Raw genomic sequence first — 25755 nt, forward strand, 5'->3', positions numbered from 1 at the left:
AAGTACAGCCTAGGCCATAAACGGTATAGGTCTATCTGGTCAAAAAATAACACAATTGTAGAAAATGTAGCTCAAAAACGTTTAAACGTTATGTTTACGTTACAATAGAAAGCAGCTGACCGGGTTAAAATGTGTATTTTTGTAGGGTATATGCAAATAATTCGCCACATCGCACTACCCGGTAGCGTCCACGCGCCACGGTTGTCAGCAACGACAAAATCATGTCGTGCGCGTTTTATTTATGGCCTATATATTGTGCTGCTGTTCACCTTTTTTATAGGCCCCTTACCAGGGCATGGTAGCAGTTATTACTTTAAACATATCAATGGAGAGCAAGGCCTGTCGGTAAATAATGTGAAGAGCATTTGTCAGGATAGTTATGGCTTTATATGGTTTGGAACGCGCAATCGGTTAAACCGCTACGATGGTATTGCTATCCGCGAGTTTGAGTGTTACGACCCCAAAGCAAAAAAAGGCGACAACAGTATCTCGGCACTTTTTGAAGATAAGGCTAAAAAATTATGGGTAGGAACGGATAAAGGGGTATTTATTTTCGACCCCCTTTTGGAAACCTTTACTGCATTTTCGGCACAAACCAAAGACAAGGTTGCTGTGCAAGGCTGGATTGCCGCTATTACACAAGGACATGATGGGCGAATCTGGATGGTCGCCCCTGGGCAGGGTTTGTTTGCGTACAATCCGGAAAATAAACGCCTGCAGCAGTACCCCCTGGCAGGGCCTTATAACCCAAACCATAATGCTCCGCAGCATATACTTGTCGACACACAAGGTAAAGTATGGGTAGGCACAAACCGAGCAGGCTTACTTTATTACGATACACAGTTAGACAAGTTTGTAAGCCTTACAGCGCCGGGTGGCAGCATATTACAGCATAAAAACCTCTATAGCCTGGCGCAGCAGGGTAATGACCTGTTGATTGGCGTGCATGAAGGCGGCATCTTCCGTTTAGATTTAAGGCACAATAAGCTTTCCGCGGTTCCCCATGCAGAATTATCTAACACCATAATCCGATACCTGTTTACGCCACGTGAAGGCCAAATATGGGTGGGTACACAGTCTGGAATATTGGTATTCGATATTAACTGGCGATTAATAAACCATATAAAAGAAGATTTTTTAGATCCCCATTCCTTATCCGATAATATTGTAGAAACGATATTTCAGGACAAGGAAGGCGGGATATGGATCGGCACCAACTCTGGAGGTGTCAATTACTGGCGCAGTTCAGGTTCTAACTTCGAAAAATATTACCCTACAGGGCAGGGGGCCTCCATATATACCAAACGCCTGCGCCAAATAATCGAAGACGACAGCGGCCGCCTATGGCTGGCATCTGAAGATAATGGGTTATGGCGTTTTAACCCCGAAAATAGCAGCTTTACGCATGTGGAAAAGCGCGCCACAGCACGGGCACTGGCGGTGTTGGATGTCGGCACAGCAATCTGGGTGGGTTACTACCGGAATCCGTTGCGCGCTTTTTTGGCCAACAGTGGGGCGCCTGTGGCGGCGCCGTTTATGGAAGCCATGGAACCCACCGTTACGGCCCTACTGAAGGATAAACAAGGGCGGATATGGCTGGGAAATACCGGGGGGCTCTATGTTGCAGACCATGCACAGGGCACATTCCGGTACCTACCACAATTTGGATTAAGCAATGTCTTCGATATTTTCCAGGATAGGGAGGGCTTAATCTGGGTTGCCGGTATGGGGTCCGGGGTGTTTATGTATAACGTCGAGCAAGATAAGCTGCAGCATTTCACCATGCAGAACAGTGCTATATCGTCCAATTCGGTCACCAGCATTACCCAAGATAGCAAGGGGCAAATATGGTTTGCAACCGACAGAGGAGGCATCTGTAGGTACGATAAAGCAAAGGGTACATTCTTGAACTATAGTATAAAGGACGGTCTTCCTGACGACTCTTCGTATAAAATTCTGGAGGATAGAATGGGGAAATTATGGTTTGGCACAAACCACGGATTGGTGAGCTTCGTTCCCGAGACGAAGGCGGTTAAAGTATACAGCAAGCGAGACGGATTGTTGTCGGACCAATTTAATTACCGCTCGGCGGTATTAACCCGTTCTGGGAAAATGTACTTTGGAAATCAGGGCGGACTAATTGCTTTTGATCCGAACAACTTTTCATCGAATACCTTTATTCCACCGGTATATATTACCGCAATTGCCGTAAACAACGTTTGGGTGCATCCGCAGGATAGTTTAGGCATATTGCAAAAAAGTATGTTAGCCACGCAGAAAGTAAGGCTGAGCTACGAGCAGACGAACCTTACTTTAAACTTCGTCGCGCTGGGCTACGAAACGCCCGAGCGTAATCAGTTCCGTTACCGCCTGGAGGGTATTGAAAACGATTGGCAGTATACGACGAAAGGTACGGTAAACTATGCCAAGCTGCCATCCGGGCGCTATACTTTTGTTTTGGAAGGTGCCAACAGCGATGGGTTATGGAACCCTACGGCGGTACGCTTGCAGGTGGAGGTGCTGCCCCCATATTGGCGTACCATTTGGGCTTACCTGGTTTATGCCGTGTTCGTGCTGCTCATACTGGGCTATATTTTACGTACGGTTGCCCGCAGACAGCACATTCGTCGTACACGAGAACTTCGTGAGTATGAGATACAGCTGGAGCGCGAGTCGTATCAGTCTAAACTCGACCTATTTACCAATATTGCCCACGAAATACGTACGCCTGTAACGTTAATTACGGCGCCTGTGGAGCAGCTTTTACTTTCAGGTGATTTGGAAGGACAAGCCCAAGACAAGCTGCAGGTGATTGATAGAAATGCCAAGCAGCTGTTAACACTGACGAACCAATTGTTGGATTTCAGGAAAATGGACGCCAAAAAATATGTGCTCCATATTGAAAGGCTGGAGGTCGTCGCTTTTATAAAAGAAATGCTGCTGCAGTTTATAGCAAGTAAGGGAAAGCATATTCAGGTTGTGGGAAGTATGCTGCCCGATAAACCGCTCTATATGGATGTGGATATTTCCAGTTTTACGAAGATTTGTAATAACCTATTGGCCAATGCATTTAAGTTTGCGGAACGCGAGGTTTTTGTACGGCTGGATACCCATTTGAATCAGCTGCATTTTCAAGTTTTAAATGATGGCCCCCTAATTCCAGCGGCCGAGCGGGAAAAGATCTTCGATCCATTCTATCAGCTGCCATCAGCGTCAAAAAGTGCCTCCGGCACGGGGATTGGCTTAGCATTGGCGCGAACATTAGCCGAATTACAACAGGGGATGTTATATTATGCTGTGCAAGAGGATATGAATACCTTTAACCTCGACTTTTCCTTGGGCGATGTAGTAGGGGATACTATACCTACGCAGAAGACGGTGTCAGCGCCTGCGGAAGCCTTGCCTGCGCGGATACTGCTGGTGGAGGATAATGCCGATTTACTACAGTTTTTAACCGAGCAGTTGGAGCAGGATTATACGGTTTTCCAAGCAGAAAACGGAAAAATAGCCCAGGCGATACTAGCCGAACAGGTGATTGATGTCCTTATTTCGGACCTTATGATGCCCCTGGTTGATGGTTATACCCTGGTACATTGGCTACGTGAAAACCCGGAACTTCAGCAACCTATTTGTATCCTGCTGACGGCAAAACAGGATATGCAAAGTAAAATCCGTGGCTTCGAGGTGGGGGTTGATGCTTATGTGGAAAAACCTTTTTCTATTCCGTATATTAAAACCTTGGTTCGTACCTTATGGATGAATCGACAGCGTGGATTAAAGCTGTTTGCTGAACGTCCGTTTCTGTTGAATCAACAGGCCGATCGCTCTGTGGCCGACCAGGCTTTGTTGGATAGCATTGTTTCTATTGTCCATGACAATATGGGTAAAGAGGATTTTAATGTCGAAACCTTGGCCGAGCTTTCATTTATGAGCCGCTCTAACTTACACCGTAAGTTGAAAGCGTTGGTTCAATTAACACCGGTAGATTTTATCAATCAGATTCGTATGCAAAAAGCTGCTCAGCTTATTGCACAAGGGCACCGCGTAAATGAAATGTGCTTTTTGCTTGGCATAAAATCGCCCTCCTATTTTATAAAGATCTTTCAAAAGCAGTATGGCATGACACCTAAAGAGTATGCTAAAAAAATTAACTCTATCTAATATTTTTTAACCTCAGGGTTTATTTCTTATTTTTTTTGGTTTTTTATACTATTTACGCTACTATTGTATAGTATAGAATAGTATAGTTGAATAAGCTTGAGGGCTGCCGCTATGTTATCCTGTATGTTATAAACCTAGTAATCCAATACTATATATTAATTTTTTTTTTGCAGGTAAAGTCTGTACCTGAAACGTATATGTTTCGCGCATTTATGGTGTTTTTTTAACTGTATTTGCTGGTATATGGTATTATTTAATGCTGGGTTTAACCGAATAACTAACCAATAAAAGAACCAAAATTGAATCCATATATGAAAAGTAACACGAGTAAATCTCATGATTCTCAAAAGCAAAAATTTTTGGGAGGGACTTGGAGAAGGAAGGCTATGTTCCTCTCCTTAAGTGCTGCAATGTTGGCGTCCGGCACTACGGTTTGGGCTGCCGCTGCACAAGCTTATTCTTTGAAAAAAGGAAACCTCAATGTGCAGGCTTTAAATCAGCAGAAGCGTATTTCTGGCTTTGTTATAGATGCGGAAGGTAAGCCTTTGTCAAACGTAATTGTACAGGTAAAGGGTACAGACAGGCAGGTGTCGACCAATGTTTCAGGGTATTATGAACTTGTAGCTACCGAGACGGCAGGCGTGCTGATCTTTCGCTCAGTAGGTTTTGAAACCAAAGAGCAGTCTATAGGCGGGCAGACTACAGTAAATGTGACCCTGAACAAGTCGGTAGAGAATTTGAATGAGGTGGTCGTGGTAGGCTACGGTACGCAGAAGAAGACAAACTTAACGGGGGCAGTAGCTACCGTAAAAGGCGATGATATGGTAAAACGCCCTATAATTAATGCGGCAGCCATGTTGCAGGGGATGGTACCGGGGATGCAGATTAATCAAGGTTCGGGGGAGCCTGGAAACGAGTCGGTTTCTATACGCATTCGTGGTGTAGGTACCTTTAGTGCTGCAGGCTCCGATCCTTTAGTTTTGATTGATGGGGTGCCAGGGCGTTTTTCGGATGTAAACCCCAATGATATTGATAATGTCAGCGTCTTAAAGGATGCGGCTTCTGCCGCTATCTATGGTTCTAGGGCCGCCAATGGCGTTATATTAATCAGCACCAAACAAGGAAAAGCTGGAAAAACAGTGGTGCAATATGATGGCAATATCGGGATCTACAGACCAACTAAAATGTTTGACCTTATCACCAACTCGGCGCAGTATATGGAGTTGTATAATGAGGCACGCAAAAATTCGAACCTTAACGATGGGTTGTACCCACAGGAGGAAATCGACAAATACCGCCATAGCACCGACCCTATATTATATCCAAATACCGATTGGCTGGATTTAATCTTTCGCTCCAATCCTACGCATACCCATAACCTGGGCATTCAAGGGGGCAATGAGAAAACGACCTATAATGTGGCTTTAGGTTACGCCGACCAAAATGGTATTATGAAGGGGTTTAATTATAAGCGCTATAATGTTCGTGTTAATTTAACTTCCAAGATTAGCGATAACTTTAAGTTTGGCACGAATGTACTCCTGAAAAATGGACGCACCGAGGCTACGGCAAACGGTGCCAAGGATATGTTACTCTCCGCCATGTCGCAGGCACCGACTTATGGCCCTTATGTGGCTGATGGCAGCGGTCGTTTTACAAGTAAAGCGTACCCTTTTGAATACAACAATAAAAACCCTGTTGCCGTTTTGGATCGTGGCTTCTCAAAGGATACCGACGATTATACCGCGAATTTGCAGGGCTGGATGGAAGTGAAGTTTCTTGAGGGGTTGACTTGGTATACTAAAGGGGCCTATAATTTTAATATGGATAAGTATAAACAGTATCAGTCTGTTTTGCCGGAGTACTTTTACCGCTCGGGCGAATTTGGTGATTTGCTGGATCTTGGCAAGGGATTGACGGATCAAGATCAACAAACTATTTATACTAATTTGTTTACTTACCTAAACTATGAAAAAGCATTTGCGGATCATAACCTTAAAGTACAGGCGGGGTATAGCATTGAAAAAAGTAAGTATAGTTATTTACAAGGGTATCGACAAAGCTTTGTAGATGAGTCCTTACGCGAATTAAATGCGGGGGGCGCGGATATCATGCGCGCCAATGGTACGAGTAATCAATGGGCGATTATTTCTTACTTCGGACGGTTAAACTACGATTTTAAAGGTCGTTACCTCGCCGAGGCTAATTTGCGTTACGACGGAAGCTCCAAATTTTATGGTAAGAACCGCTGGGCAGCATTCCCTTCGTTCTCTGCGGGATGGCGTGTTTCGGAGGAACCTTTTGTTAAGGATTTAGAGCTTAACTGGCTGACAAACCTTAAGGTCCGTGGCTCCTGGGGCCAGCTGGGTAACCAAAATGTGTATACAGGGAACTACCCATACCAGGCTTTGTTAAACTTAACAGGTAACTATTCTTTTGATAACAGTAACCTAAGTCCAGGTGTGGCACAGCAGCGTTTAAATAACCCTAGAATTAAGTGGGAAACCACCACAATGTCGAATATTGGCTTGGATCTATCGCTGTTCCGCAACTTGGATGTATCTGTAGAATGGTATAAAAAGCGGACTTCAGATATCTTGAGGCAGTCGCAGGTTACAGCTATTGTTGGCTTGGATGCGCCGACTATTAATGATGGCGTGGTGGATAATAAGGGTATTGAATTGGGTATTGTTTACCATAATACCGTTCGTAATGGTGCTCTTGAAGGTTTGCAGTATCGTGTAGGCGCAAACCTGGATAAGTTTAAAAATAAACTTGTGGAATATGGGCAGCCTGATATTTTCGATTATACCATCAATAAAAATGGTTTACCTATAGGCAGCTTTTACACCTATGAGGTGGTTGGTATCTTCCAGTCGGCGGATGAAATTACGAACTCTCCGAAACAATTTAACGATAACACCTTGCCGGGGGATTTGAAATATAGGGATGTAAATGGCGACGGTAAAATTGATGCCAACGATAGAACGGTGATCGATGGGGTGTTTCCAAAGCTGAATTATTCGTTTAATTTTTCGGCGTCGTTTAAAAATTTCGACTTTTCTGCCATGTTGCAGGGGGTTCATGGTGTGAAATCGTATGTTTCAGGTTGGGGTGTTACGCCGTTTGTGCAGGGAAGTCCGCCAACAAAAGACTGGTTGGACCGCTGGACGGAAGAAAATCCTTCTGCTACGATGCCTCGAATCTATTGGGGCTGGAGTGCACCGGAGAAGTTTAGCCGCAACTCTAGCTATTTTATTCAGAATGCTTCCTACCTACGGTTGAAAAATATAGTGTTGGGTTATTCCTTACCTGCGGATGTTTTAAAGAAAATGAAGATTGAGCGCCTGCGCCTTTATTTTTCTGGCGACAACTTGTTTACGGCCACTTCGTTTAAGGGCTTAGATCCGGAGCGTATTGGAAATGGGGATCTGGTACAGTACCCACAGAACAAGATTTATTCATTTGGTATCCAACTTAATTTTTAAATAATAGTCATGAAGAAACGTTTTTTAATCACTATACTTTGCTCCGGACTATTGTTTGGTGCATGCACTAAGGCATTAGACCTTAACCCTTTGGATGAGATGGCTTCGGAAAAGTTCTTTTCTACCAAAGCCGATTTCGATAAGGTACTCACGGCTACGTATAGCGCCTTGCAGGCCGAGCAGTTTTCGTATGGTATGGCCTTCCGCGATTGCATTACCGATAATGGTTACAATCAATTTAATTCGGGTAGTGTAAATGAAATTGTTCAGGGAAACCTTAACCCCACCACCAGGGGTTATGTTACGGCAATTTATAACGATGCTTACCGCGGAATTGGTCGGGCAAATTTGTTGCTCAGTAAACTTGAAACCTACAGTGGATCGGATATGAGTGCGGAGAACAAGGCACTTTTAGCGGCGGAAGCTCGTTTTATCCGTGCCTTTTTATATTTTCAGTTGTATAGTATGTACGGCGATGTGCCGCTGATCCTTACGCCTTTAGATTTGGATACGCAGCGGCAGCCTTCGAACCCTGCAGCAGATATATTGAAGCAGATTCTGGCGGATTTAGATTTTGGTATACAGCACTTGAGTACAAAGGCCTACTTCGCAAATGCGGGACATGCCAGCCAATCTTCAGCGCAAGCACTGAAGGCGCGGGTGCTGCTATTTACGGGGTTTGACAACCAGGGTAAGGCAGATGTTACGGTTATGACGCAGGTACGGGATTTATGCTTGGCCATAATGCCAAACTATAAACTGTCGGATAATTTTGAAGATGTCTTCCGCGATGCGACACAGAAAAATAATACGGAGGTTGTCTTTTCGGTTAACTTCCTGGCGCCAAATAATACTGCTCCTTGGGATATGTATCTCGGCGACTGGATTGCGGCCTCTCCGTTGCAGAATTTTGTGAACAGCTTTGAGTGTACTGACGGCTTGCCGTTTGGGGTATCGCCATTAACGGATACACAAAACCCGTTTAATAATCGGGATCCGCGCCTGGCCAAAACCGTTTTTGTTGATCGCCCTGACTTTGGCGGTGGATTAATCCACCGTCCGTCGAACCCGCGCCCTACAGGTTATGGGGTCATGAAATTCTTGGACCCTGCCAATTTGCCGTTCGGATTCTCGTCTTTAAGTCAGCAAGATGCTGTTATCATCCGTTTTGCCGAAATACTGCTGATGTATGCTGAGGCACAGAATGAAATTTTAGCTTCGCCGGATGCTTCGGTATACGAGGCGATGACGACTTTACGAAAAAGGGTAGGGATGCCTGCTTATCCAGCAAACTATAGCCAGGCGCAAATGCGTGACAGGATTCGGCAGGAAAGAAGGGTAGAACTCGGCTTTGAGGGCTTACGCTTCTATGATCTGCAACGCTGGCGTACCGCCGGACAGGTGCTTAATGCGGTTAAGGATAGTAAAGTGCCTTACAACTTTCAGGATAAATTTTACAGGTGGCCAATTCCACAGACAGAAATTGATAAGAGTGCCGGAATATTGGTACAGAATAAAGATTATCAATAGTCGTTATAGCAGTTTTTCAGGCGCCCTTTTGGGGCGCCTTCTTTTTAAAATTCGGCAGCAGGCTATTTCTACTGTAGGGGGCGTATAGCTATACGCGGTATGCCTTGTATCTATTGTGCTATTTTTTGATTTTATATAGCAATTTTTTTATCCTTCTTTTAGCTACTTTTCCATTGAATTTAACCTCTTCTTTTTTTTGTCGTTTATTATTGGTTTTTTTTTAATTTTACCGTTGCATTTTACTTACTTTGTAGTATAGATTAGAATAGGATAAAGGGGCGCGGGTTTCTCGGCTACGTTAAAATAGCGAGTAAGTGGAGGAAGCATGGGAAACGTTATCCAGCTAAGAAGTAGCTAGCGGAAGTTATGGTATGTTTTGCCGCCGCGCTAAAGCAGCGATGTCTGCAAGTGCTGGAGGTATGCCTAACGCCTTATAGTTAAGGTTGATGAGGCTGATGAGGCAGCGTTAAGAAGGCCAGCGACAAGGAAGCGCATAGCGTTAAAAAAGAGAATTTAAAGATTTTGTAATATATATACCTATTAACAACAGTAAATAATGATTGATTTTTTAGAAGATCCGCATAGCCGAGTTAATATCCTTACGGGAGAGAAGGTTTTAGTATCGCCTCACCGCAGTAAGCGACCTTGGCAAGGGCAGGTGGAAGATCTACCTACGGAACAACGACCGGAGTATGATCCTACATGTTACTTATGTCCGGGCAATAGTCGTGCAGATGGTACCGTAAACCCGAAGTATACCGAAAGCTTTGTTTTTGTAAACGACTTCTCCGCTTTATTAAACCATACCCCGGCGGCAAGCTACAATGAGCAGGATTTATTAATAGCCGAAAATGAACGCGGCATATGTAAGGTAATTTCCTTTTCACCACGTCACGATTTAACGTTGCCAGAGATGGAGTTAAACGATATTGTATCGGTGGTGAATGTATGGCAGCAGGAATTTGTGGAGCTGGCAAAAACAGACTGGATCCGTTACATACAGATTTTTGAAAATAAAGGAGCCATTATGGGCTGTAGTAACCCACACCCGCATGGACAAATCTGGGCGCAGAGCAATCTTCCGAACGAGCTTACAAAGGAAAGTGCGAGACAAAAGGCCTTCTACGAGGCAAATGGCCGCTCTTTGTTAAGTGCCTACCTGGATGTAGAGTTAACGAAAAACGAGCGTATTATTGTCGACAACGAGCACTTTGTAGCTTTGGTTCCATTTTGGGCAGCTTGGCCTTATGAAACCATGATTGTGAGCAAAAGACATGTAACTAATATTGCTGAATTTACGGAAGAGGAGAAGGTAGACTTCGCCAAGACGTTGCAGGAGCTAACAATTCGTTACGACAATATTTTTAATATTTCATTCCCTTATTCTGCCGGTATGCACCAGGCCCCGGTAAATTCTGGTGAGCAGGATCACTGGCACTGGCATATGCATTTCTACCCACCATTGTTGCGTTCGGCAACGGTAAAGAAATTTATGGTAGGTTACGAAATGATGGCAGGTCCACAGCGTGATATTACGCCTGAATTTGCGGCGAATGTATTGAAGAATCAATCTACAACCCACTATAAAAATAAATAACATGGAGATATCTTCTTTGAAGTTAAAAACTAGCTATAAAGAAATATTTGGCCAGGACCCTGATCTTTTGGCTAAATCCCCTGGCCGTATCAATATTATTGGTGAGCATACCGACTATAATGAAGGTTTTGTTTTGCCTACGGCGATTGATAATGCGGTTTTTGTCGCTATTGGCGTTCGTGAAGACGATAAGATTTCCGTATATGCGGAAGAGTTTAAGGAGAAGTTTGAAGCCGACTTAAACCATATTGCTATTTCCGAAATCGGATGGGCAAATTATGTGCTAGGTGTGGTGAACCAAATCCAGGAGCGTAACCTGACCTTAAAGGGCTTTAATTTGTATATCGTAGGGAACGTTCCCGCGGGTGCAGGCCTTTCTTCGTCGGCAGCTTTGGAATGTTCTGTGGCTTTTATCTTAAACGAATTGTTTCAGCTAGGGCTTTCTCGTCAAGAGATTGCTAAAATCGGACAGATGACCGAGCATACTTATGTCGGGGTAAAATGTGGTATTATGGACCAGTTTGCTTCGGTGTTGAGTAAAGAGGGCGCTGTATTGAAATTAGACTGTAGAGATCTTAGTTTCGAATATGTGCCTTTAGAACTTGGAGATTATGAGGTTGTTTTGTTTAACACCAATGTTAAACACTCCCTGGCTTCATCCGCCTACAACGATCGTAGAGCCTCTTGTGAGCAGGCTGTAGCCTGGGTTAAGGAAATCCATCCGGAGGTAAACAGCCTTCGTGATGTTACGGTGGCACAGTTGGAAACTATTGTACAGCCTAAAGATCAGGATGTATTTGTGAAAAGCCGTTATGTGGTGCAAGAGAACGAGCGTTTAAATAAGGCTTGTGATGCGTTGAAATCTGGCGATATTGCAGGGCTAGGAGAGCAGATGTTCCTGGCGCATGCTGCCTTAAGTAAAGAATATGAGGTGAGCTGTGAGGAACTGGATTTCTTAGCCGAGTATGTGAAAGACAAACCGGAAGTGGTAGGTGCCCGTATGATGGGTGGCGGCTTTGGCGGTTGTACCATCAACATTATCAAAAAAGGTTTTGGAGATTCGATAGCCGCAGAAATTGCGCCGATATACAAAGCGAAGTTCGGACTGGACTTAACGGTGATACCGGTAAAAACCAGTGGTGGTTCTCAAATTATAACATAACAATTTTGCCCCATATTTATTGCACTGCAATGTTATATGGGGCTCTTTGCGTTTTATTACGGAACAAATGTTAAATGTTTACTGGCCTAGCTGCTCACAAACTTAGAATGGGCAAAGCCATAGTTCGTTAAAAAATGGAAACTAAAGATTACATAATTTTTTTATTTTACTTTATCATCGTTGCCGGTTATGGTATATACATCTACTATAAGAAAAAGGCTGCAACGGTGGGTGCGCACGATTACTTCCTGGCGGAAGGCTCTTTAACGTGGTGGGCAATTGGTTCGTCGATCATTGCGTCGAATATCTCTGCAGAACAGTTCATCGGTATGAGTGGTTCTGGTTTTAAAATAGGTTTGGCTATTGCGACCTACGAATGGATGGCGGCAGCGACCTTGATTGTGGTTGCGGTATTTTTCTTACCGGTATATCTTAAAAATAAGATTGCTACGATGCCACAGTTTTTAAGTAAACGTTATAACTCGACCGTATCGCTGATTATGGCGGTTTTCTGGTTGTTGTTGTATGTCGTGGTAAACTTAACTTCCATCTTATTCCTGGGTGCCTTGGCCGTTTCGAGTATTGCAGGGTTAGACTTCCAGGTGTGTATGATTGCCCTTGCGGTGTTTGCCGTGTTTATCACCCTTGGTGGAATGAAGGTAATCGGTTACACGGACGTTATTCAGGTATTCTTCTTGATTTTAGGTGGTTTGGCTACAACGTATGTGGCCTTAACATTGGTATCGGATCACTTCGGTGGTGCTGGCGTTTTAGATGGTTTTAACCTGGTATCCAACCACGCTTCGGATCACTTCCATATGATCTTAAGTCCGGATAATGCCAATTATATTGACCTTCCAGGCCTTAGTGTCCTTATCGGGGGTATGTGGGTTATTAACTTAAGCTACTGGGGATGTAACCAATACATTACGCAGCGCGCATTGGGGGCGGACTTAAAAACTGCACGTGGCGGTCTTTTATTCGCGGCGTCGTTAAAATTATTAATGCCATTGATCGTTGTTATTCCAGGTATTGCAGCGTATGTTTTATACCAGGAAGGGTATTTCCAACAGGAAATGATCGCCAATGGTGAGGTAAACCCTGACCATGCTTACCCGGTATTATTAGCCTTATTACCATCGGGATTACGTGGCTTGTCGTTCGCAGCATTGACAGCAGCGGTGGTAGCTTCATTGGCAGGTAAGGCCAACAGTATTGCCACAATCTTTACGTTGGATATCTACAAAAACTTAATTAATAAAAATGCAACCGAGAAAAACCTTGTTAACGTAGGTAAAATCACTATCGTTGTTGCGATGATCCTTGCCGTTATTATTGCTCCATATTTAGGTATCGATAAAAAAGGTGGTTTCCAATATATTCAGGAATATACAGGTTTTGTATCTCCGGGTATTTTTGCCATGTTCTTGTTAGGTTTCTTCTGGAAAAAGGCGACTTCAAATGCGGCCTTGTTTGCGACAATCGGTGGTTTCTTAATGTCGGTAATCTTGAAGTTCTTACCAGGTATGGTAGATCTTTCTTTCTTGGCATCGATAAACTTCGCCGTGCCGGTAGATGGCGTATACGAAATTCCATTTGTAGATCGTGTAGGTATTGTATTTGTCTTATGTTTAATCGGTATGTACATCATCAGTAAAATCGATAATAAACGTGGTATTGTTCCTGTAGGATTTGAGGTAGACACGAAAATGTTTAAAACAAATCAGGCATTTACCGTAGGTGCGGTATTGATCTTGGGTATTATTGTTGCGCTTTACACCTTATTCTGGTAGTATTTATCGTAATAGAAAAAGTATAAAAATACCGATTCCAAAAAAAGGCCATCTGCGAGGATGGCCTTTTTGCGTTGCATTTAAATCCGGTTCTGCTCATCGGTTGTTGTGACGGCTTTTGTACCTTTTAACTTTTGATTGCCAAAATGGTAACGTACCGTAATATTAATCTTACGCGAGTCTTGGTAGTCCCAAAATGCATTATGCTGATCGGCATATCGACTTACAACGGTGCTTGTTTCCTGTTTAAAGATATCCATCAACGACAGGCTGCCGTCGAGTTTTTTGTTAAAAAACTTGCGGTTCATAGTGAGGTAAGTGCTCGAGAAGGAGCTTATGCGGAATGGCCCTTGGATGGATGGGGTATAGTAACGATGCCCCAATTCTAGGTTCCAGTTGGTTTTATGGCTCAGGATAAAACTGCTGCTACCGCTGCTGTAAAACTGAAAAGCATCGTTTTTATACCGTTTGCTGTCTACGCCCATAAAGTAATTTTGCTGGTACAGCCCCGTTGCCGACAGGTTTATGGTCCAGTAGGGTTTCAGCTGCAGCATTTTGCTAACCTCCAGGCCGCTGCTTTGATCTTCATCGATATTGGTATACTGATAAATAACCTGTTTACGTGTGTTATCCTGATAGCTGATTTCCATATTGGGCCATTTATCATAGCTGTAAAAGGCCTCAATATTCCAGTTATTGCGGTTATATCCAAGGGTAACTTTATGCGATATTGTAGCCCGCAATTGGGGGTCCCCCTGAAAGTAGGAAAATAGGTTGAAGTACGATTTTGCAGGATTTAGCCAGGCATAGGCCGGCCTGTTAATTCTTTTTCCATAAGCCATAGACCACTGCGCATTTTTGGCGCCTTTATACTGTGCATAAAATGTAGGAAACCATACAAAATAACGGGTACTGTTTCTAAGGAGCGGCAGCGATACGATGCCATCCTGCTGCGTATATTCGCCACGAAGCCCACCTTTAAAACTCCAATTCTTCCAGTCATAGCTTGCCGACACATAGGCGGCAATATTATGTTCATTATAGGTGAAATCACTGCTTTTCTCGGGCCTGAAATAAAGATCACCCTCCTCATTATCGGAAAACAGCAGGGCACTACCCGAGCGGATGAAACTATACTTTGCTCCGGCTTCCAGCAGCTGCGAAGCCCCTTTAAGGGTATAATCAAGTTGCGTGGAGAACAGCTTCGTATTACTGCTATTATCGGCAATAAAATACACCAGCCTTGGCATCTGCCCTTTAAAGTCCAACACAGTCTGTACATCCTGGAATTTTTTTCGTCGGTTTGTCGTAAAGTAATTTATCCAGTCGATGCTACTTTTTTTATGAAGTACTTTACTGACCTGTAAATAAACATTATGATTCGCATGGCTATCAGCATGGTCGTTGCTCGTAAAATACCGCGATTCAATCTCGTTAGCTGCGTTGAATATTTCTGTAGGCACTTGGTATAGCCCTGTAGAGCGCGGATAAAAAGAACCATTTATCCCCATAGATACTGTCCATAAACTATCTGGCGTAATATCTGCGGATACGACATAACTATTCTGATTATTGTTTCGGTCTACGCGAACAAGATCACTCTTCCAGGTCGTTTGGTCGTTTTGGTAAAAGACCATATCCTCGCCGTAACGTGCATAGGTTCCTCTGGCACGCGTATAAGTTGCCCGCAGGTTTACTTTTTTTGTTTTGTAGTAATTCGTAAAGGCCAAAAGCTGCTTCCCATAATTGCTCTGTTCATACAAGCCGATAACCGTACCGCGATACCCGGATTGCTGGTTCTGCCGCATTTTAATGTTAATAAGGATACTACCCTGGGCCTCATATTTAGCCGGTGCTGTGGTAATCACCTCAATCGATTGCAACTCGCTGCCTGGCGTGCTCTCCAGCAGCGTTTTTAAATCCTCGACATTCATCAGCACCCTTTTATCGTTTATCATAAATATAATCTGACTATTCCCCTGTACCGATATGGTACTGCCTATAATGTTTACTGAAGGTGTTCTTTTTAGTATCTCCCAACTGTTAAGGGCGGAAATATTACTATGCTCGACCCTAAATTCTATGCGGTCAACTTTGCGGACAATCTGCGGTTTGGTAGCACTGACGGAGACCTCATCCAGGCTGTTGCTGTGGGCAGCAAGCTGTATATGTACAGGTTGTGTTAGGCTTTCTGTGCTGAGGTAGCGTTCATACCGTTGGTAGTTTAGGTGCTGTACGCTCAGGATATAATTGGAGGCTGCAGGCAGATTAATTTCAAACCGTCCATCCTCAAGGCTGTAGGTTTGGGTAACCGGGTGGTTTAAGGTATCGCTAATAATAATTGTAGCCTGCGAAATAGGGGTTTCTGCAGCGTCGCTTACGGTTCCCTTCAGCTTCAGCTGCTGTGCTTGTATAACAAAAGGGATAATTAAAAATACTAGTATAAGTCGCATATAGGTTGTTTTTATACCGACAAAATTGAGGATGTTGTCTAATATTGTTGGTTAATAAAGGGTTAATGCAAGGTTAAAGACTAGGTAGAAGACCGCAACTCTTTATATTTGCTATATGGAAAAAAAAGGCTACAAGTCGGTTATACTCTTTTCATTCCTGCTGATTGGATTAATCGGTATACAGGTTTATTTTTTGCGTAATACCTATAAATTAAAGCGGCAGGAAATACTAGCAGACGTCAAAAAAAGTCTGTCTTCCATGGGGGATTCCCTGGAAATGTACGAGGATCGCATATTCGACGATGAAAAAGCTGTGCAGCAGTACCTGCTTTTGGAGCAGGGTAAAATTAGCGAGGCTGATTTGGTAGCCCTCTACGCCGAAAATGCGCGGCGCATAAATCCATTTATAACAGCTTTAGTAGACCGGATTTTTGTGCCTAAGGGTATACAAGTCGCCCTAATGAAGGAGCACCTAAATTTACAAGACGTTGAAGCGCACCGTACATTAATCCAAAAGCCGATACTGATTTTTAAAACCGAAAGAAACCTGCAGGAGAAGCGGCTATTGTCGCATACCAGCTGGGAATCGTCGAATTCCAGGTTCAGTTCCTATATAAATAACAGCGATGTCAAGTTGGATCAAAGCAACTACAAGTATCGTATGTTACGTAATTTATATTTTGATGTCACCAATTTGGATATTTTGGTGTATAAGGATCTTTTTGCCTTGATCGTGACATCCGTCGGCATTATAACCGCAGTATTGATCCTCTTTTATCAAACGACACGCAATAGATTACGGCAGCGTAAGGAAATACAGGTTTTACAGGATATTATGGATAATATAGGGCATGAGCTACGTACGCCAATTGCAACGCTAGGTTTTGCATCGAAAAGCTTAGCTAAAAAGTATGAGCCAGCGGTGCTTCAGGTCATAGATCGTCAGGTTGACCGATTGGCAGCTATTGTTCGGCCGCTTTCCTTAACCGATCCGCGGGATACAAGCGCAGCGCGCCTAACGGCCGAGGCACTGCAGAATTTTCTATCCGATTTTCAATGCACACATCCCGACCTGAGGCTACAAACGGCGCTTTCTTTTGTTGACGCTGCGCTGGATAAAAATGATATAGAATCGATATTAAGTAACCTGCTTTCCAACAGCGTAAAGTACGGCGCTACTGAAGTCAGGGTATGTTGTATGGAACAGCAGCATGCTTTACGTATACGTGTGGAAGATAATGGTATGGGGATGGATAAAAAAGAGTACCCCTATATCTTTGAAAAATATTACCGTATTCAGCATAATAATATCTACCATACCAAAGGCTTGGGCCTGGGTCTTTTTATAGTGAAAAATATAGTCGACAAATATGGCGGTGAAATTGCGGTGCATAGCCGTATTCAGGAAGGCACCACCTTTACATTACAATTACCTTATGGCGTATAAAATTCTTTTAGTCGAAGATGATGCCGATTTTGGCTTTATGTTGCAGCAGTATTTAGCATTTGCCGATATGACGGTAGTTTGGTTGCAAAACCCGTTGGAGCTGGCTGCAACAATGGGAAAAGAGGGGGATTTTGATATGGCCATATTCGATGTTATGCTGCCTCATATCTCGGGCTTCGAGCTTGCTCGGTCATTTATCCTGGATTATCCTGATTTCCCTTTTCTTTTTCTTACCGCCAAGGATCAACGTATCGATAAACTGAGCGGACTAAAAATCGGGGCAATCGATTATATGACTAAGCCTTGCGATCCCGAGGAATTAGTGCTGCGCATAAAAAATATTGTGCGCCGTAGTGCGAAAAAAGTAGAAAAACAGGGTTTACTGCATATCGGAACCTATACCTTTGACCATAGGCGCTTGTTGTTGAAGCCTGCTGCAGGCGAAAGTATTCGCTTGACGGAGCGTGAAGCTAGCCTACTGGCCTTCCTATGGGAGAATAGAGGGTGCTTGCTTACGCGGGAGCAGATATTGGAAAAAGTCTGGGGTCATGTGGATTTCTTTACGGGGCGTAGTATGGATGTTTTTATTAGTAGGTTACGTAAATATTTGCAGCAGGATGATCGGATAAAAATATCTTCTGTACGTGCTGTAGGTTTCGAAATACGGTTTAATGTTTAATGATTAATTTTTAATGAATAATATATAATACATCATTACAAGACTGCGGATCTGTAAAAGGAACTTTCCTTGAAGGCGCAGTACCTTGAGATTACGGAGCTTCCAGAGCTTCCAGATTTTCAGCTGGTTTAGCGTTCGCCGCAGCTTATTCCAAGCTATTAGAATCTATTAAATGAAATGGCGATAATTTGCATTCCAACAAAACCCTAAACCTTAAACCCAAAAACCTAAACCTTAAATCCAAAGTGAAATCCCACAAATCGCCAATCTCCAGCAGTCCGCAAGAATAAAAGTGGAGGAAGGAAGAAGGAAGAAGGAGGGGCGCCTCCGGCCATAAATAGGTAGCACGGATACGTAATCGTAAAAATAACACCTGTTATCCTTTCAGCGGATGCAATACAGCCTAGCAGCTCAAAGAAAAAGCTGTGATGGGATTTTTTTCCGACATGCAGCGCATCTAAAATTATTGTAAAGCAAAAAGAACAAAATTAATTACTTTCATTACTAGCGGTTTAGCCTTTTTTTGTCCATTTAAAGCATGAAAAACCAAATTTATATTTGTGAAACCACAAAAAATTTCTACTTTTGTCGCGGAGAGTTGGCAGAGTGGTCGAATGCGGCAGTCTTGAAAACTGTTGACTGTAACAGGTCCGGGGGTTCGAATCCCTCACTCTCCGCAAACATTAAGCTGTTAATGTTTAACCATAAGGGATTTAGATGCTTCCATTATCTAAATCCCTTCTTTTTTTTACAAATTTCTCGCTAACCTAAGCTTCAGCTAATCCAAAGCCAAAATCCAGATACGAAAAATTCTTAAAGTTCTTTTCCAATACATCCTGCCATAACCTAATATGAGAATCTATTTTCGTTTGACTTAGCGGTTCATACCAATCAAAAGAATACAAGGTATAATTCCGGGATGGACGCTCACTTTTATTTAACCTGATCTGCTTGCCACTTAATTCCGCATCACAACAATACAACACTTCAGCAGCATCAGTATCCCCATCCACAAGACGCCAATCAGATTTTATCTCTAGCGGCAGGGTAGCATAGAGTAAATCCGCATTCGCTGTAGGAATATTAAACTGAACATGCCAAAACTTATTGGCATTAGATTCCCAAAACGTATTCGGATCAGTGCGCATCAAAACCGCATGCTGCAGCAGGTCCATAAAAGTCATTTCTGTATCCTCCACCTCATCGTCTACCCAATTGTAAACATTTAAATCCTCTTCATCATCCGTGCGTAGCATCCAAAAATCTTCACCATTATTATCACCAATAATTACATAATTACCCAAAAAAGGCGCCGAAGCAGCCGCCTCTTGCAAGTCCGTATTATGTGTTAAAAACAACCTCTTATCCGTAAATAAACCCTGTACAAAATCCTGCTGGAAACCAAAGATCTTTAGAAAATCAACGTAATAGTTTGGCAGTTTAGGTACACTATGCTCTTGCAATTGCTGAATTTCCTCCTCAGACAATCCAAGGCGGAAAATTTGAGTATCTACCGGTTTTATTTGTTCTAATATTTCGTTGTAAGGAATCATTTCAATTAAAATTAAATTAAACAATAAAAATGTTGAAAACACCTTCAGCCGTGTGCTCTACTACCCATGCCTGGGGAAGCCCGCTACGTAGTATAACCTACAAACTAAAAAATCTAAAATAGGTAATCTTACCGTACAAACGTTTAGTTTGCACAAATTTTTTTAAATTTATAAAGTACCCCAAAAACGAAAAGCACCCTTAAATTTAGGCAAGATACAGCAAGATAAAGCCCGTAATACGGAAAATTTACGAACCCCTGCTCAACCTGTAACCCCAATGCTTAAACGCTGCTTACGGTATCAAAAGTTTAGGTCAGCCTACATTCCCCCTCGTTACCTAGCTCCCGTATTCTTTTCTAATGAAATTGATATTGGATATTGGTTATTGGTTTTTCATTTTGTCATAACCAATTGTTATGGATAATTACAAATTGTAATTTCCATGGCAGGGTAAATAAAAGGAACTTTGTGGTAGTAAAAAATATGATTATGGAAAAATTAGTTAAAACGGAAGGTGAAGAAAGTAGCCTACATAAGCTACTGAACCACAAATTTAGTCCAAAAGAGCTGATCTTTTTATTTGCTTTAATCGTATGCTTATTACCCTTTATATCAGCTCCCATAGCCTTGTTAATCGGGATAATTTTAGCACAATTTATCGGTCAGCCGTATCCCAAGCTGCAGCAAAAAGCCACACACTTTTTACTGCAAGTGTCGGTAGTAGGCTTAGGGTTTGGGATGCAAATTTCCAGTGCTTTAAAGGTTGGAAAAGATGGTATTGCCTTCACTGTTGTATCCATTGTAGGTATCCTTATAATCGGTTATTTCCTAGGGAAATTATTGAAAATTGAAAAGAAAACCTCCTACCTTATAGCGGCAGGTACAGCCATCTGTGGAGGTAGCGCCATTGCCGCTATATCCCCGGTAATACGAGCTTCCGAAAAACCTATATCTGTTGCTCTGGGAACGATTTTTATATTAAACGCATTAGCCTTATGGATTTTTCCTTGGCTTGGTAACCTCCTGCATCTGTCGCAAAGCCAATTTGGGATTTGGTGTGCACTCGCCATACACGATACCAGCTCGGTCGTAGGTGCAGCGGGGGTATATGGTACCGAAGCTTTGGAAATTGCAACAACTGTAAAGTTGGCCAGGGCACTGTGGATTATACCACTGGCATTCATCTCCACCTTTATCTTTAAGAATAAAGGCGCGAAAGTGAAAATTCCATATTTTATCGGACTATTTGTCCTGGCTATGGTTGCCAATAGTTATATACCCTTTGTGCAAGCATACCATCATTATGCCGTTGCGCTGGCAAAAACAGGGCTTACCGTAACGCTCTTTTTAATTGGCTGCGGATTAAACTTTAAGGTGTTAAAAACGGTGGGCTTCAAGCCTTTGGTACAAGGCGTATTGCTCTGGGTGGTCATGGCAGTGGCTACGTTGTGGACCATACTATATATAGGGTAGCAGCACCATGTAAATTTTCAATAGGCAGCATTTAATTTAGGATACAATCGAAGTACAAGGCTAAACCTAAATCTTGGAGGAGCGTATTAACGATCCCAAACCATGCCCTACAATCCCATTTTTGTAAGCCATTTTTACTGCGGTATAGTAGCAAATATGCGCCGTATATCTAATCGGTTAACAACTTACCTTCAAGTAAACCCAGCGTCCGGACTATCTATAAATTAGTAACCGGACTATAGCTAACTCTACACAATAAAATACATTTGTCGGGTACAAATTTATTACTCCAGGGCAGTAAAGCCAGGGCGAATTACATAGAGACAGATGATACAACACAATTGGAAAACAGCAGAAATTCTAGCTATTTACAACCTACCCCTAATGGATCTGCTTTATAAGGCAGCACAAATACACCGCGAGTACCACGACCCCAATAGCGTGCAAGTTTCGACCCTATTATCCATTAAAACCGGTGGATGTCCCGAAGATTGTGCCTATTGTCCGCAAGCAGCACGCTACCACACCAATATTAAGGGCAATGATCTAATGACTATCGGCGAAGTAAAAGAAAAGGCTATGGCCGCAAAAGCCGCAGGGTCTTCAAGAATATGTATGGGTGCTGCCTGGCGTAATGTAAAAGACGGGCCAGAATTTGAAGAGGTACTCGACATGGTACGTGCCGTAAACAGCTTAAACATGGAAGTCTGTTGTACCTTAGGGATGTTAACGGTAAATCAAGCGCAGCGCCTTGCCGATGCAGGTTTATACGCCTACAACCATAACTTGGATACCTCCGAAAAATACTATAAGGAGATTATTTCTACCCGCGGTTATGAGGACCGCTTGAAGACACTCGCCAATGTGCGTAAAACCAATGTAACGGTATGCAGCGGTGGCATTATCGGCATGGGAGAGACCCTACAGGATCGGGCAGAAATGCTGGTAAGCCTATCCTCCTTAAATCCACACCCCGAGTCGGTGCCAATAAACGCATTAGTGCCGGTAGAGGGAACACCATTGGAGGAACAACAAGTCGTACAGATATGGGATATGATACGCATGGTAGCGACCACACGTATTGTTATGCCCCAGGCGCAGGTCCGTTTATCGGCTGGGCGTACCCAGATGTCGCAGGAAGGGCAAGCGATGTGCTTCTTTGCTGGAGCGAACTCGATATTTGCTGGCGATAAATTACTAACCACAGCGAACCCCGATATCCATGAAGATATGCAGCTGTTTAAACTATTAGGCTTAAAACCGCAGCAGCCCTTTGCAAAAGGTGCGCCGCCAAAAAGACAAGACGACGCTGAGGTAAGGAATAGTGGCGCATTACAAAGCGAGGAAAAAGAACGGTGGAGCCGTCCGGCGCATAAAATTGAACGCAATATTGCCTACAGTAATACCAAAAACAGCAAAAAGTAACACATATTCCTATTTTCTTAGCTAAAGTGCAAGCTAAAACCCGCAATAGGCCCAGCGCGTCTACTGTCGCTCGGCAAATTGCGGGTATAAAGTATAACATCTTAAAGGCTGGGACGCCTGTCTATAGGCACAGCATTCTTAGGAATAAGGTTTAGGAATAAGGTTTAGGTATTAGGAATTAAAATTTGAGCGGAAGGCTAAAGGCGACATCTGGGTTTTCCTTTTAAACAACTTATGAAAGGACTGTGGATACTCAAACCCCAATAAGTAAGCAATTTCTGCAACAGATAATTCCGTCGCCAACAGGTACTCTTTGGCCTTCTCCAGCGTTTTTTCGTGAATATGTGTTTGTGCACTCTGTCCGGTTAAGCTACGCAACATATCACTTAAATAATGTGGGGTAACACGAAGCTTAGAAGCGATATATTCTACCGTAGGCAATCCATTTTCTAGCGTTAACTTCTGCTCAAAATAAGTATTCAGTATACTTTCCATCTTAGCTAGCAGGTCGCTATTTACCGCTTTACGGGTGAAAAACTGGCGTTCGTAAAAGCGGTTACTATACTGCAGCAGCAAGTCGATCTGCGACAAGATAATATCTTGCGTATGACGGTCTATATATTGATATTCAAGCGCTATCTTTTGGAAGATTTCCATAATATTACGCTCCTCTCTTTCCGAAAGATGTAAAGCCTCATTCAAGGAATAGGAAAAGAAACCATAGTTTTTTATAGCCATCGCTAGTGGATGTTTATATAAAAAATCAGGATGAATCATCAGCATATACCCGAAGCCACAGTTTTTTGTAATGGCATTAGCCTCCTCGACAACTAGCGACTGAATTTGTTTGGGTGCGAGGAAATTCATCGTACCCTTATCAAAATCATAGTACTGCAGGCCATATTTTATTTTAGCTTTGACATCCCTTTTTAAGGATATGCTATAAAAGTCTACGGTAAATTTTTTCCAAATAGCATCGTCCGAAATTTGCATCGCCGTAACATCTATTAAGCTAATCAACGGATGTAGGGGCTTGGGTAAGCCCAGAAGATTATGAAATTCGGATATGGAACTGATATTTTTCATCGCAACACTTTGTTAGGGTAAAGGTACAACAGATTATAAGTTTTAGGGATATTTTTTAAACCTAACGCCGATAAATCCTGCGTGCACTTTTGGCAAGACCAGGAGCAGGCATTAAGCCTGCTTTTACCTAGCGCTTTTATAGTGTATAGCAGACTTTAATGCCGCCGTAGACCCGAGGACCCAAAGAATCAATACCGGCTGAAAAAATAAACGCATAAAACGCGCTTGATCCGTCTCTAACCCAAAGGCATCAATATGGTTGAGGTATTGGTTAATATTTGCTGGAAAAACCAGCAGCAGAAAAATAGCCGTTAACCAACCAAACAAAACCTTTTTACCGGATAAAGCAATTAATGCCAACCCTAATAGTATTTCGATAAGACCCGAAAATAGAACAATAAAGGTATGCGACAGCGGCATCCAGGCGGGAACCAACTTTGCAAACTCTACGCTCGACGCGGTTAAATGGCTTATCCCGGCCAACAATAGCAGCAAACCCACCAAAATGCGCAACACGGTTCCTATCCAAGATGTTTTAACCGTAGCGCTCCATTTTAAATATGCCAATAGCTTATTTTTCATATACTATATATTGCGTCATCCAGAGGATTATAGGATGCTCTTTTTAGGTGTTTAAAATATGTATATCCTCTATTTTTATAGTGTTAAGTACCGCTTGCCGATACCATTGACAAGGCAAAGGCGATACGCCGATAAGGCATACCTAAAACCAAAGGTCTTGCAATTAGTCTACGGAAAACTGTTTTTGCATAGTCTCCTGGTATTCCTGTTCAGAGCTGGAAGTCCGTAGCGCAATAAAGGGTAAGATATCATCTCCAGCAACATAACGAAGCCTATCGCTTCCGTCGGTTACCGCCTCAAAAATCGTTTGCGCAATGGCTGCAGGCGTAGAAGCCTGTGTAGCATATTTTTCCCGTATTTCGGACATTCGTTTCTCCAAGGTGCTGCGGTAAGCCTCATAATCGGGTAAGGTGCTATTTTCGGCAGCCTCTGCCGTTAAGGTATGGTGAAAGTTAGACGCCGTGCTTCCCGGTTCAATAATTTTTACACGGATGTTTTGAGCCTTTAATTCATAAGCGAGAGACTCGGAGAAACCCTCAATCGCAAATTTTGTTGCGCTATACAGCGACATCAAAGGAACGGTAAAACGCCCAGTACCCGAACTGATATTAACGAGGATTCCGTTTTGCTGTTCCCGAAAATGGGGCAATATAGCTTTTGTAGTCCGCATAACGCCAAAAACATTGACTTCAAATTGCTTGCGCATCTGATCCTCATGAATGCTTTCGAAAATCCCATATTGCGCATAACCTGCATTGTTTACCAATACATCGATTTTCCCGAATTTAGCTATTCCGGCGGCAATTCCCTTTTCGATGCTATGGGCATCACAAACGTCCAGCTGTTGCAAAAAAATATTCTCCCTGTCGCCCCAGGCTTTGGCATCCGTGGTATCACGCATACTGGCAATAACTTGCCAACCCCGCGCTGCAAAATACAATGCAGTAGCCTTTCCAATTCCAGAAGAGGCCCCGGTTATAAGTATAGTACTGTTCATGATAGCAGCTTTAATTTACTTTAGTGAACAAATATCACGCTATCGGCAGCAGTTTAAGTATCCGAATTGAAGAAAATGGTATTCAAAGTGCAGGTGTCTTTTGCATGTTACGGTATTTTCCTTAGGAAGCTGGCATATCCACAGTTGGGCATGCTTTACTACAAACAGAATTACCCTTCTAGTCTTTATAAAATTCGGTTAGGCAAGAGCCCATTTTTGTAAGGCTGAAAGACGCTTCCTCGCAGTCTCTTGAAGCTTTTTTTTAGCAAATGCTTACACTGTGTTAAGTAAGAGATTTGCCACTAAGTAATTTTGTTTGCTCGATTAGC

General features: G+C 42.9%; 15 protein-coding genes and 1 tRNA gene. 11 read left to right on the forward strand and 5 right to left on the reverse strand.

Annotation, left to right across the window (positions count from 1 at the left end):
- Positions 1–150: 150 nt before the first annotated feature.
- From ACL9RF_RS03040 to ACL9RF_RS03065, 6 genes are all read left to right on the forward strand, one after another.
- On the forward strand, positions 151–4161 hold the full coding sequence (locus tag ACL9RF_RS03040; RefSeq protein WP_422799116.1) for a hybrid sensor histidine kinase/response regulator transcription factor: 4011 nt from the start codon (positions 151–153) through the stop codon (positions 4159–4161).
- Between the two features lie 311 nt (positions 4162–4472).
- The gene (locus ACL9RF_RS03045) at positions 4473–7649 is read left to right on the forward strand and encodes a SusC/RagA family TonB-linked outer membrane protein (protein ID WP_422799117.1); all 3177 of its coding nucleotides are present in this window, start codon (positions 4473–4475) and stop codon (positions 7647–7649) included.
- A gap of 9 nt (positions 7650–7658) precedes the next feature.
- Complete coding sequence (locus tag ACL9RF_RS03050; protein WP_422799118.1) at positions 7659–9179, forward strand: RagB/SusD family nutrient uptake outer membrane protein; 1521 nt, start codon at positions 7659–7661, stop codon at positions 9177–9179.
- 556 nt (positions 9180–9735) lie between these two features.
- On the forward strand, positions 9736–10776 hold the full coding sequence (locus ACL9RF_RS03055) for a UDP-glucose--hexose-1-phosphate uridylyltransferase (RefSeq protein WP_422799119.1): 1041 nt from the start codon (positions 9736–9738) through the stop codon (positions 10774–10776).
- A 1-nt stretch (position 10777) separates the two neighbouring features.
- On the forward strand, positions 10778–11938 hold the full coding sequence (galK, locus tag ACL9RF_RS03060; RefSeq protein WP_422799120.1) for a galactokinase: 1161 nt from the start codon (positions 10778–10780) through the stop codon (positions 11936–11938).
- Positions 11939–12072: 134 nt separating this feature from the next.
- On the forward strand, positions 12073–13731 hold the full coding sequence (locus tag ACL9RF_RS03065; protein WP_422799121.1) for a sodium/sugar symporter: 1659 nt from the start codon (positions 12073–12075) through the stop codon (positions 13729–13731).
- Between the two features lie 80 nt (positions 13732–13811).
- Here the strand turns inward: ACL9RF_RS03065 and ACL9RF_RS03070 are convergent, their stop codons facing one another.
- Entirely contained in the window at positions 13812–16184 is a 2373-nt protein-coding gene (locus tag ACL9RF_RS03070; RefSeq protein ID WP_422799122.1) for an outer membrane beta-barrel protein, read from the reverse strand.
- 115 nt (positions 16185–16299) lie between these two features.
- On the opposite strand from ACL9RF_RS03070, the gene ACL9RF_RS03075 reads away from it, so the two are divergent.
- The 3 genes from ACL9RF_RS03075 (at position 16300) to ACL9RF_RS03085 (ending at position 18987) form a co-directional block, all read left to right on the forward strand.
- Complete coding sequence (locus ACL9RF_RS03075) at positions 16300–17631, forward strand: sensor histidine kinase (RefSeq protein ID WP_422799123.1); 1332 nt, start codon at positions 16300–16302, stop codon at positions 17629–17631.
- Entirely contained in the window at positions 17621–18310 is a 690-nt protein-coding gene (locus tag ACL9RF_RS03080) for a response regulator transcription factor (protein WP_422799124.1), read from the forward strand. Before ACL9RF_RS03075 ends, ACL9RF_RS03080 begins: the two co-directional genes overlap by 11 nt.
- A 592-nt stretch (positions 18311–18902) precedes the next feature.
- Positions 18903–18987: transfer RNA gene (locus ACL9RF_RS03085), tRNA-Ser, on the forward strand.
- A 90-nt stretch (positions 18988–19077) separates the two neighbouring features.
- Here ACL9RF_RS03085 and ACL9RF_RS03090 read toward each other — a convergent pair.
- The gene (locus ACL9RF_RS03090) at positions 19078–19863 is read right to left on the reverse strand and encodes an SMI1/KNR4 family protein (protein ID WP_422799125.1); all 786 of its coding nucleotides are present in this window, start codon (positions 19861–19863) and stop codon (positions 19078–19080) included.
- A 489-nt stretch (positions 19864–20352) separates the two neighbouring features.
- Here ACL9RF_RS03090 and ACL9RF_RS03095 point away from each other — a divergent pair, with 489 nt between their 5' ends.
- Positions 20353–21336 carry a YeiH family protein gene (locus ACL9RF_RS03095; RefSeq protein ID WP_422799126.1) on the forward strand — a complete coding sequence of 328 codons (984 nt, stop codon included), beginning with the start codon at positions 20353–20355 and terminating at the stop codon, positions 21334–21336.
- 327 nt (positions 21337–21663) lie between these two features.
- Positions 21664–22761 carry a biotin synthase BioB gene (bioB, locus tag ACL9RF_RS03100; RefSeq protein ID WP_422799127.1) on the forward strand — a complete coding sequence of 366 codons (1098 nt, stop codon included), beginning with the start codon at positions 21664–21666 and terminating at the stop codon, positions 22759–22761.
- Positions 22762–22932: 171 nt separating this feature from the next.
- On the opposite strand, the gene ACL9RF_RS03105 is transcribed toward bioB, so the two are convergent.
- The 3 genes from ACL9RF_RS03105 to ACL9RF_RS03115 all read right to left on the reverse strand — a co-directional run bounded on the left by ACL9RF_RS03105 (position 22933) and on the right by ACL9RF_RS03115 (position 25426).
- Positions 22933–23847 (reverse strand): helix-turn-helix domain-containing protein, encoded by a 915-nt coding sequence (locus ACL9RF_RS03105; protein ID WP_422799128.1) that lies wholly within the window; start codon positions 23845–23847, stop codon positions 22933–22935.
- Between the two features lie 123 nt (positions 23848–23970).
- Positions 23971–24429: a DoxX family protein gene (locus ACL9RF_RS03110; protein WP_422799129.1), complete on the reverse strand. Its 459-nt coding sequence runs from the start codon at positions 24427–24429 to the stop codon at positions 23971–23973.
- Positions 24430–24592: 163 nt separating this feature from the next.
- Positions 24593–25426 (reverse strand): SDR family oxidoreductase, encoded by an 834-nt coding sequence (locus ACL9RF_RS03115; RefSeq protein WP_422799130.1) that lies wholly within the window; start codon positions 25424–25426, stop codon positions 24593–24595.
- Positions 25427–25755: the final 329 nt, after the last annotated feature.

The organism is Sphingobacterium sp. Mn56C (assembly GCF_049319645.1).
Taxonomy (GTDB): Bacteria; Bacteroidota; Bacteroidia; order Sphingobacteriales; family Sphingobacteriaceae; genus Sphingobacterium.

Coding starts and splice junctions, on each gene's coding strand:
- ACL9RF_RS03040 (WP_422799116.1), top strand. CDS start 151: ATGCAAATAATTCGCCACATCGCACTACCCGGTAGCGTCCACGCGCCA.
- ACL9RF_RS03065 (WP_422799121.1), top strand. CDS start 12,073: ATGGAAACTAAAGATTACATAATTTTTTTATTTTACTTTATCATCGTT.
- ACL9RF_RS03070 (WP_422799122.1), bottom strand. CDS start 16,184: ATGCGACTTATACTAGTATTTTTAATTATCCCTTTTGTTATACAAGCA.
- bioB (WP_422799127.1), top strand. CDS start 21,664: ATGATACAACACAATTGGAAAACAGCAGAAATTCTAGCTATTTACAAC.
- ACL9RF_RS03115 (WP_422799130.1), bottom strand. CDS start 25,426: ATGAACAGTACTATACTTATAACCGGGGCCTCTTCTGGAATTGGAAAG.
- ACL9RF_RS03055 (WP_422799119.1), top strand. CDS start 9,736: ATGATTGATTTTTTAGAAGATCCGCATAGCCGAGTTAATATCCTTACG.
- ACL9RF_RS03045 (WP_422799117.1), top strand. CDS start 4,473: ATGAAAAGTAACACGAGTAAATCTCATGATTCTCAAAAGCAAAAATTT.
- galK (WP_422799120.1), top strand. CDS start 10,778: ATGGAGATATCTTCTTTGAAGTTAAAAACTAGCTATAAAGAAATATTT.
- ACL9RF_RS03080 (WP_422799124.1), top strand. CDS start 17,621: ATGGCGTATAAAATTCTTTTAGTCGAAGATGATGCCGATTTTGGCTTT.
- ACL9RF_RS03090 (WP_422799125.1), bottom strand. CDS start 19,863: ATGATTCCTTACAACGAAATATTAGAACAAATAAAACCGGTAGATACT.
- ACL9RF_RS03075 (WP_422799123.1), top strand. CDS start 16,300: ATGGAAAAAAAAGGCTACAAGTCGGTTATACTCTTTTCATTCCTGCTG.
- ACL9RF_RS03050 (WP_422799118.1), top strand. CDS start 7,659: ATGAAGAAACGTTTTTTAATCACTATACTTTGCTCCGGACTATTGTTT.
- ACL9RF_RS03095 (WP_422799126.1), top strand. CDS start 20,353: ATGGAAAAATTAGTTAAAACGGAAGGTGAAGAAAGTAGCCTACATAAG.
- ACL9RF_RS03110 (WP_422799129.1), bottom strand. CDS start 24,429: ATGAAAAATAAGCTATTGGCATATTTAAAATGGAGCGCTACGGTTAAA.
- ACL9RF_RS03105 (WP_422799128.1), bottom strand. CDS start 23,847: ATGAAAAATATCAGTTCCATATCCGAATTTCATAATCTTCTGGGCTTA.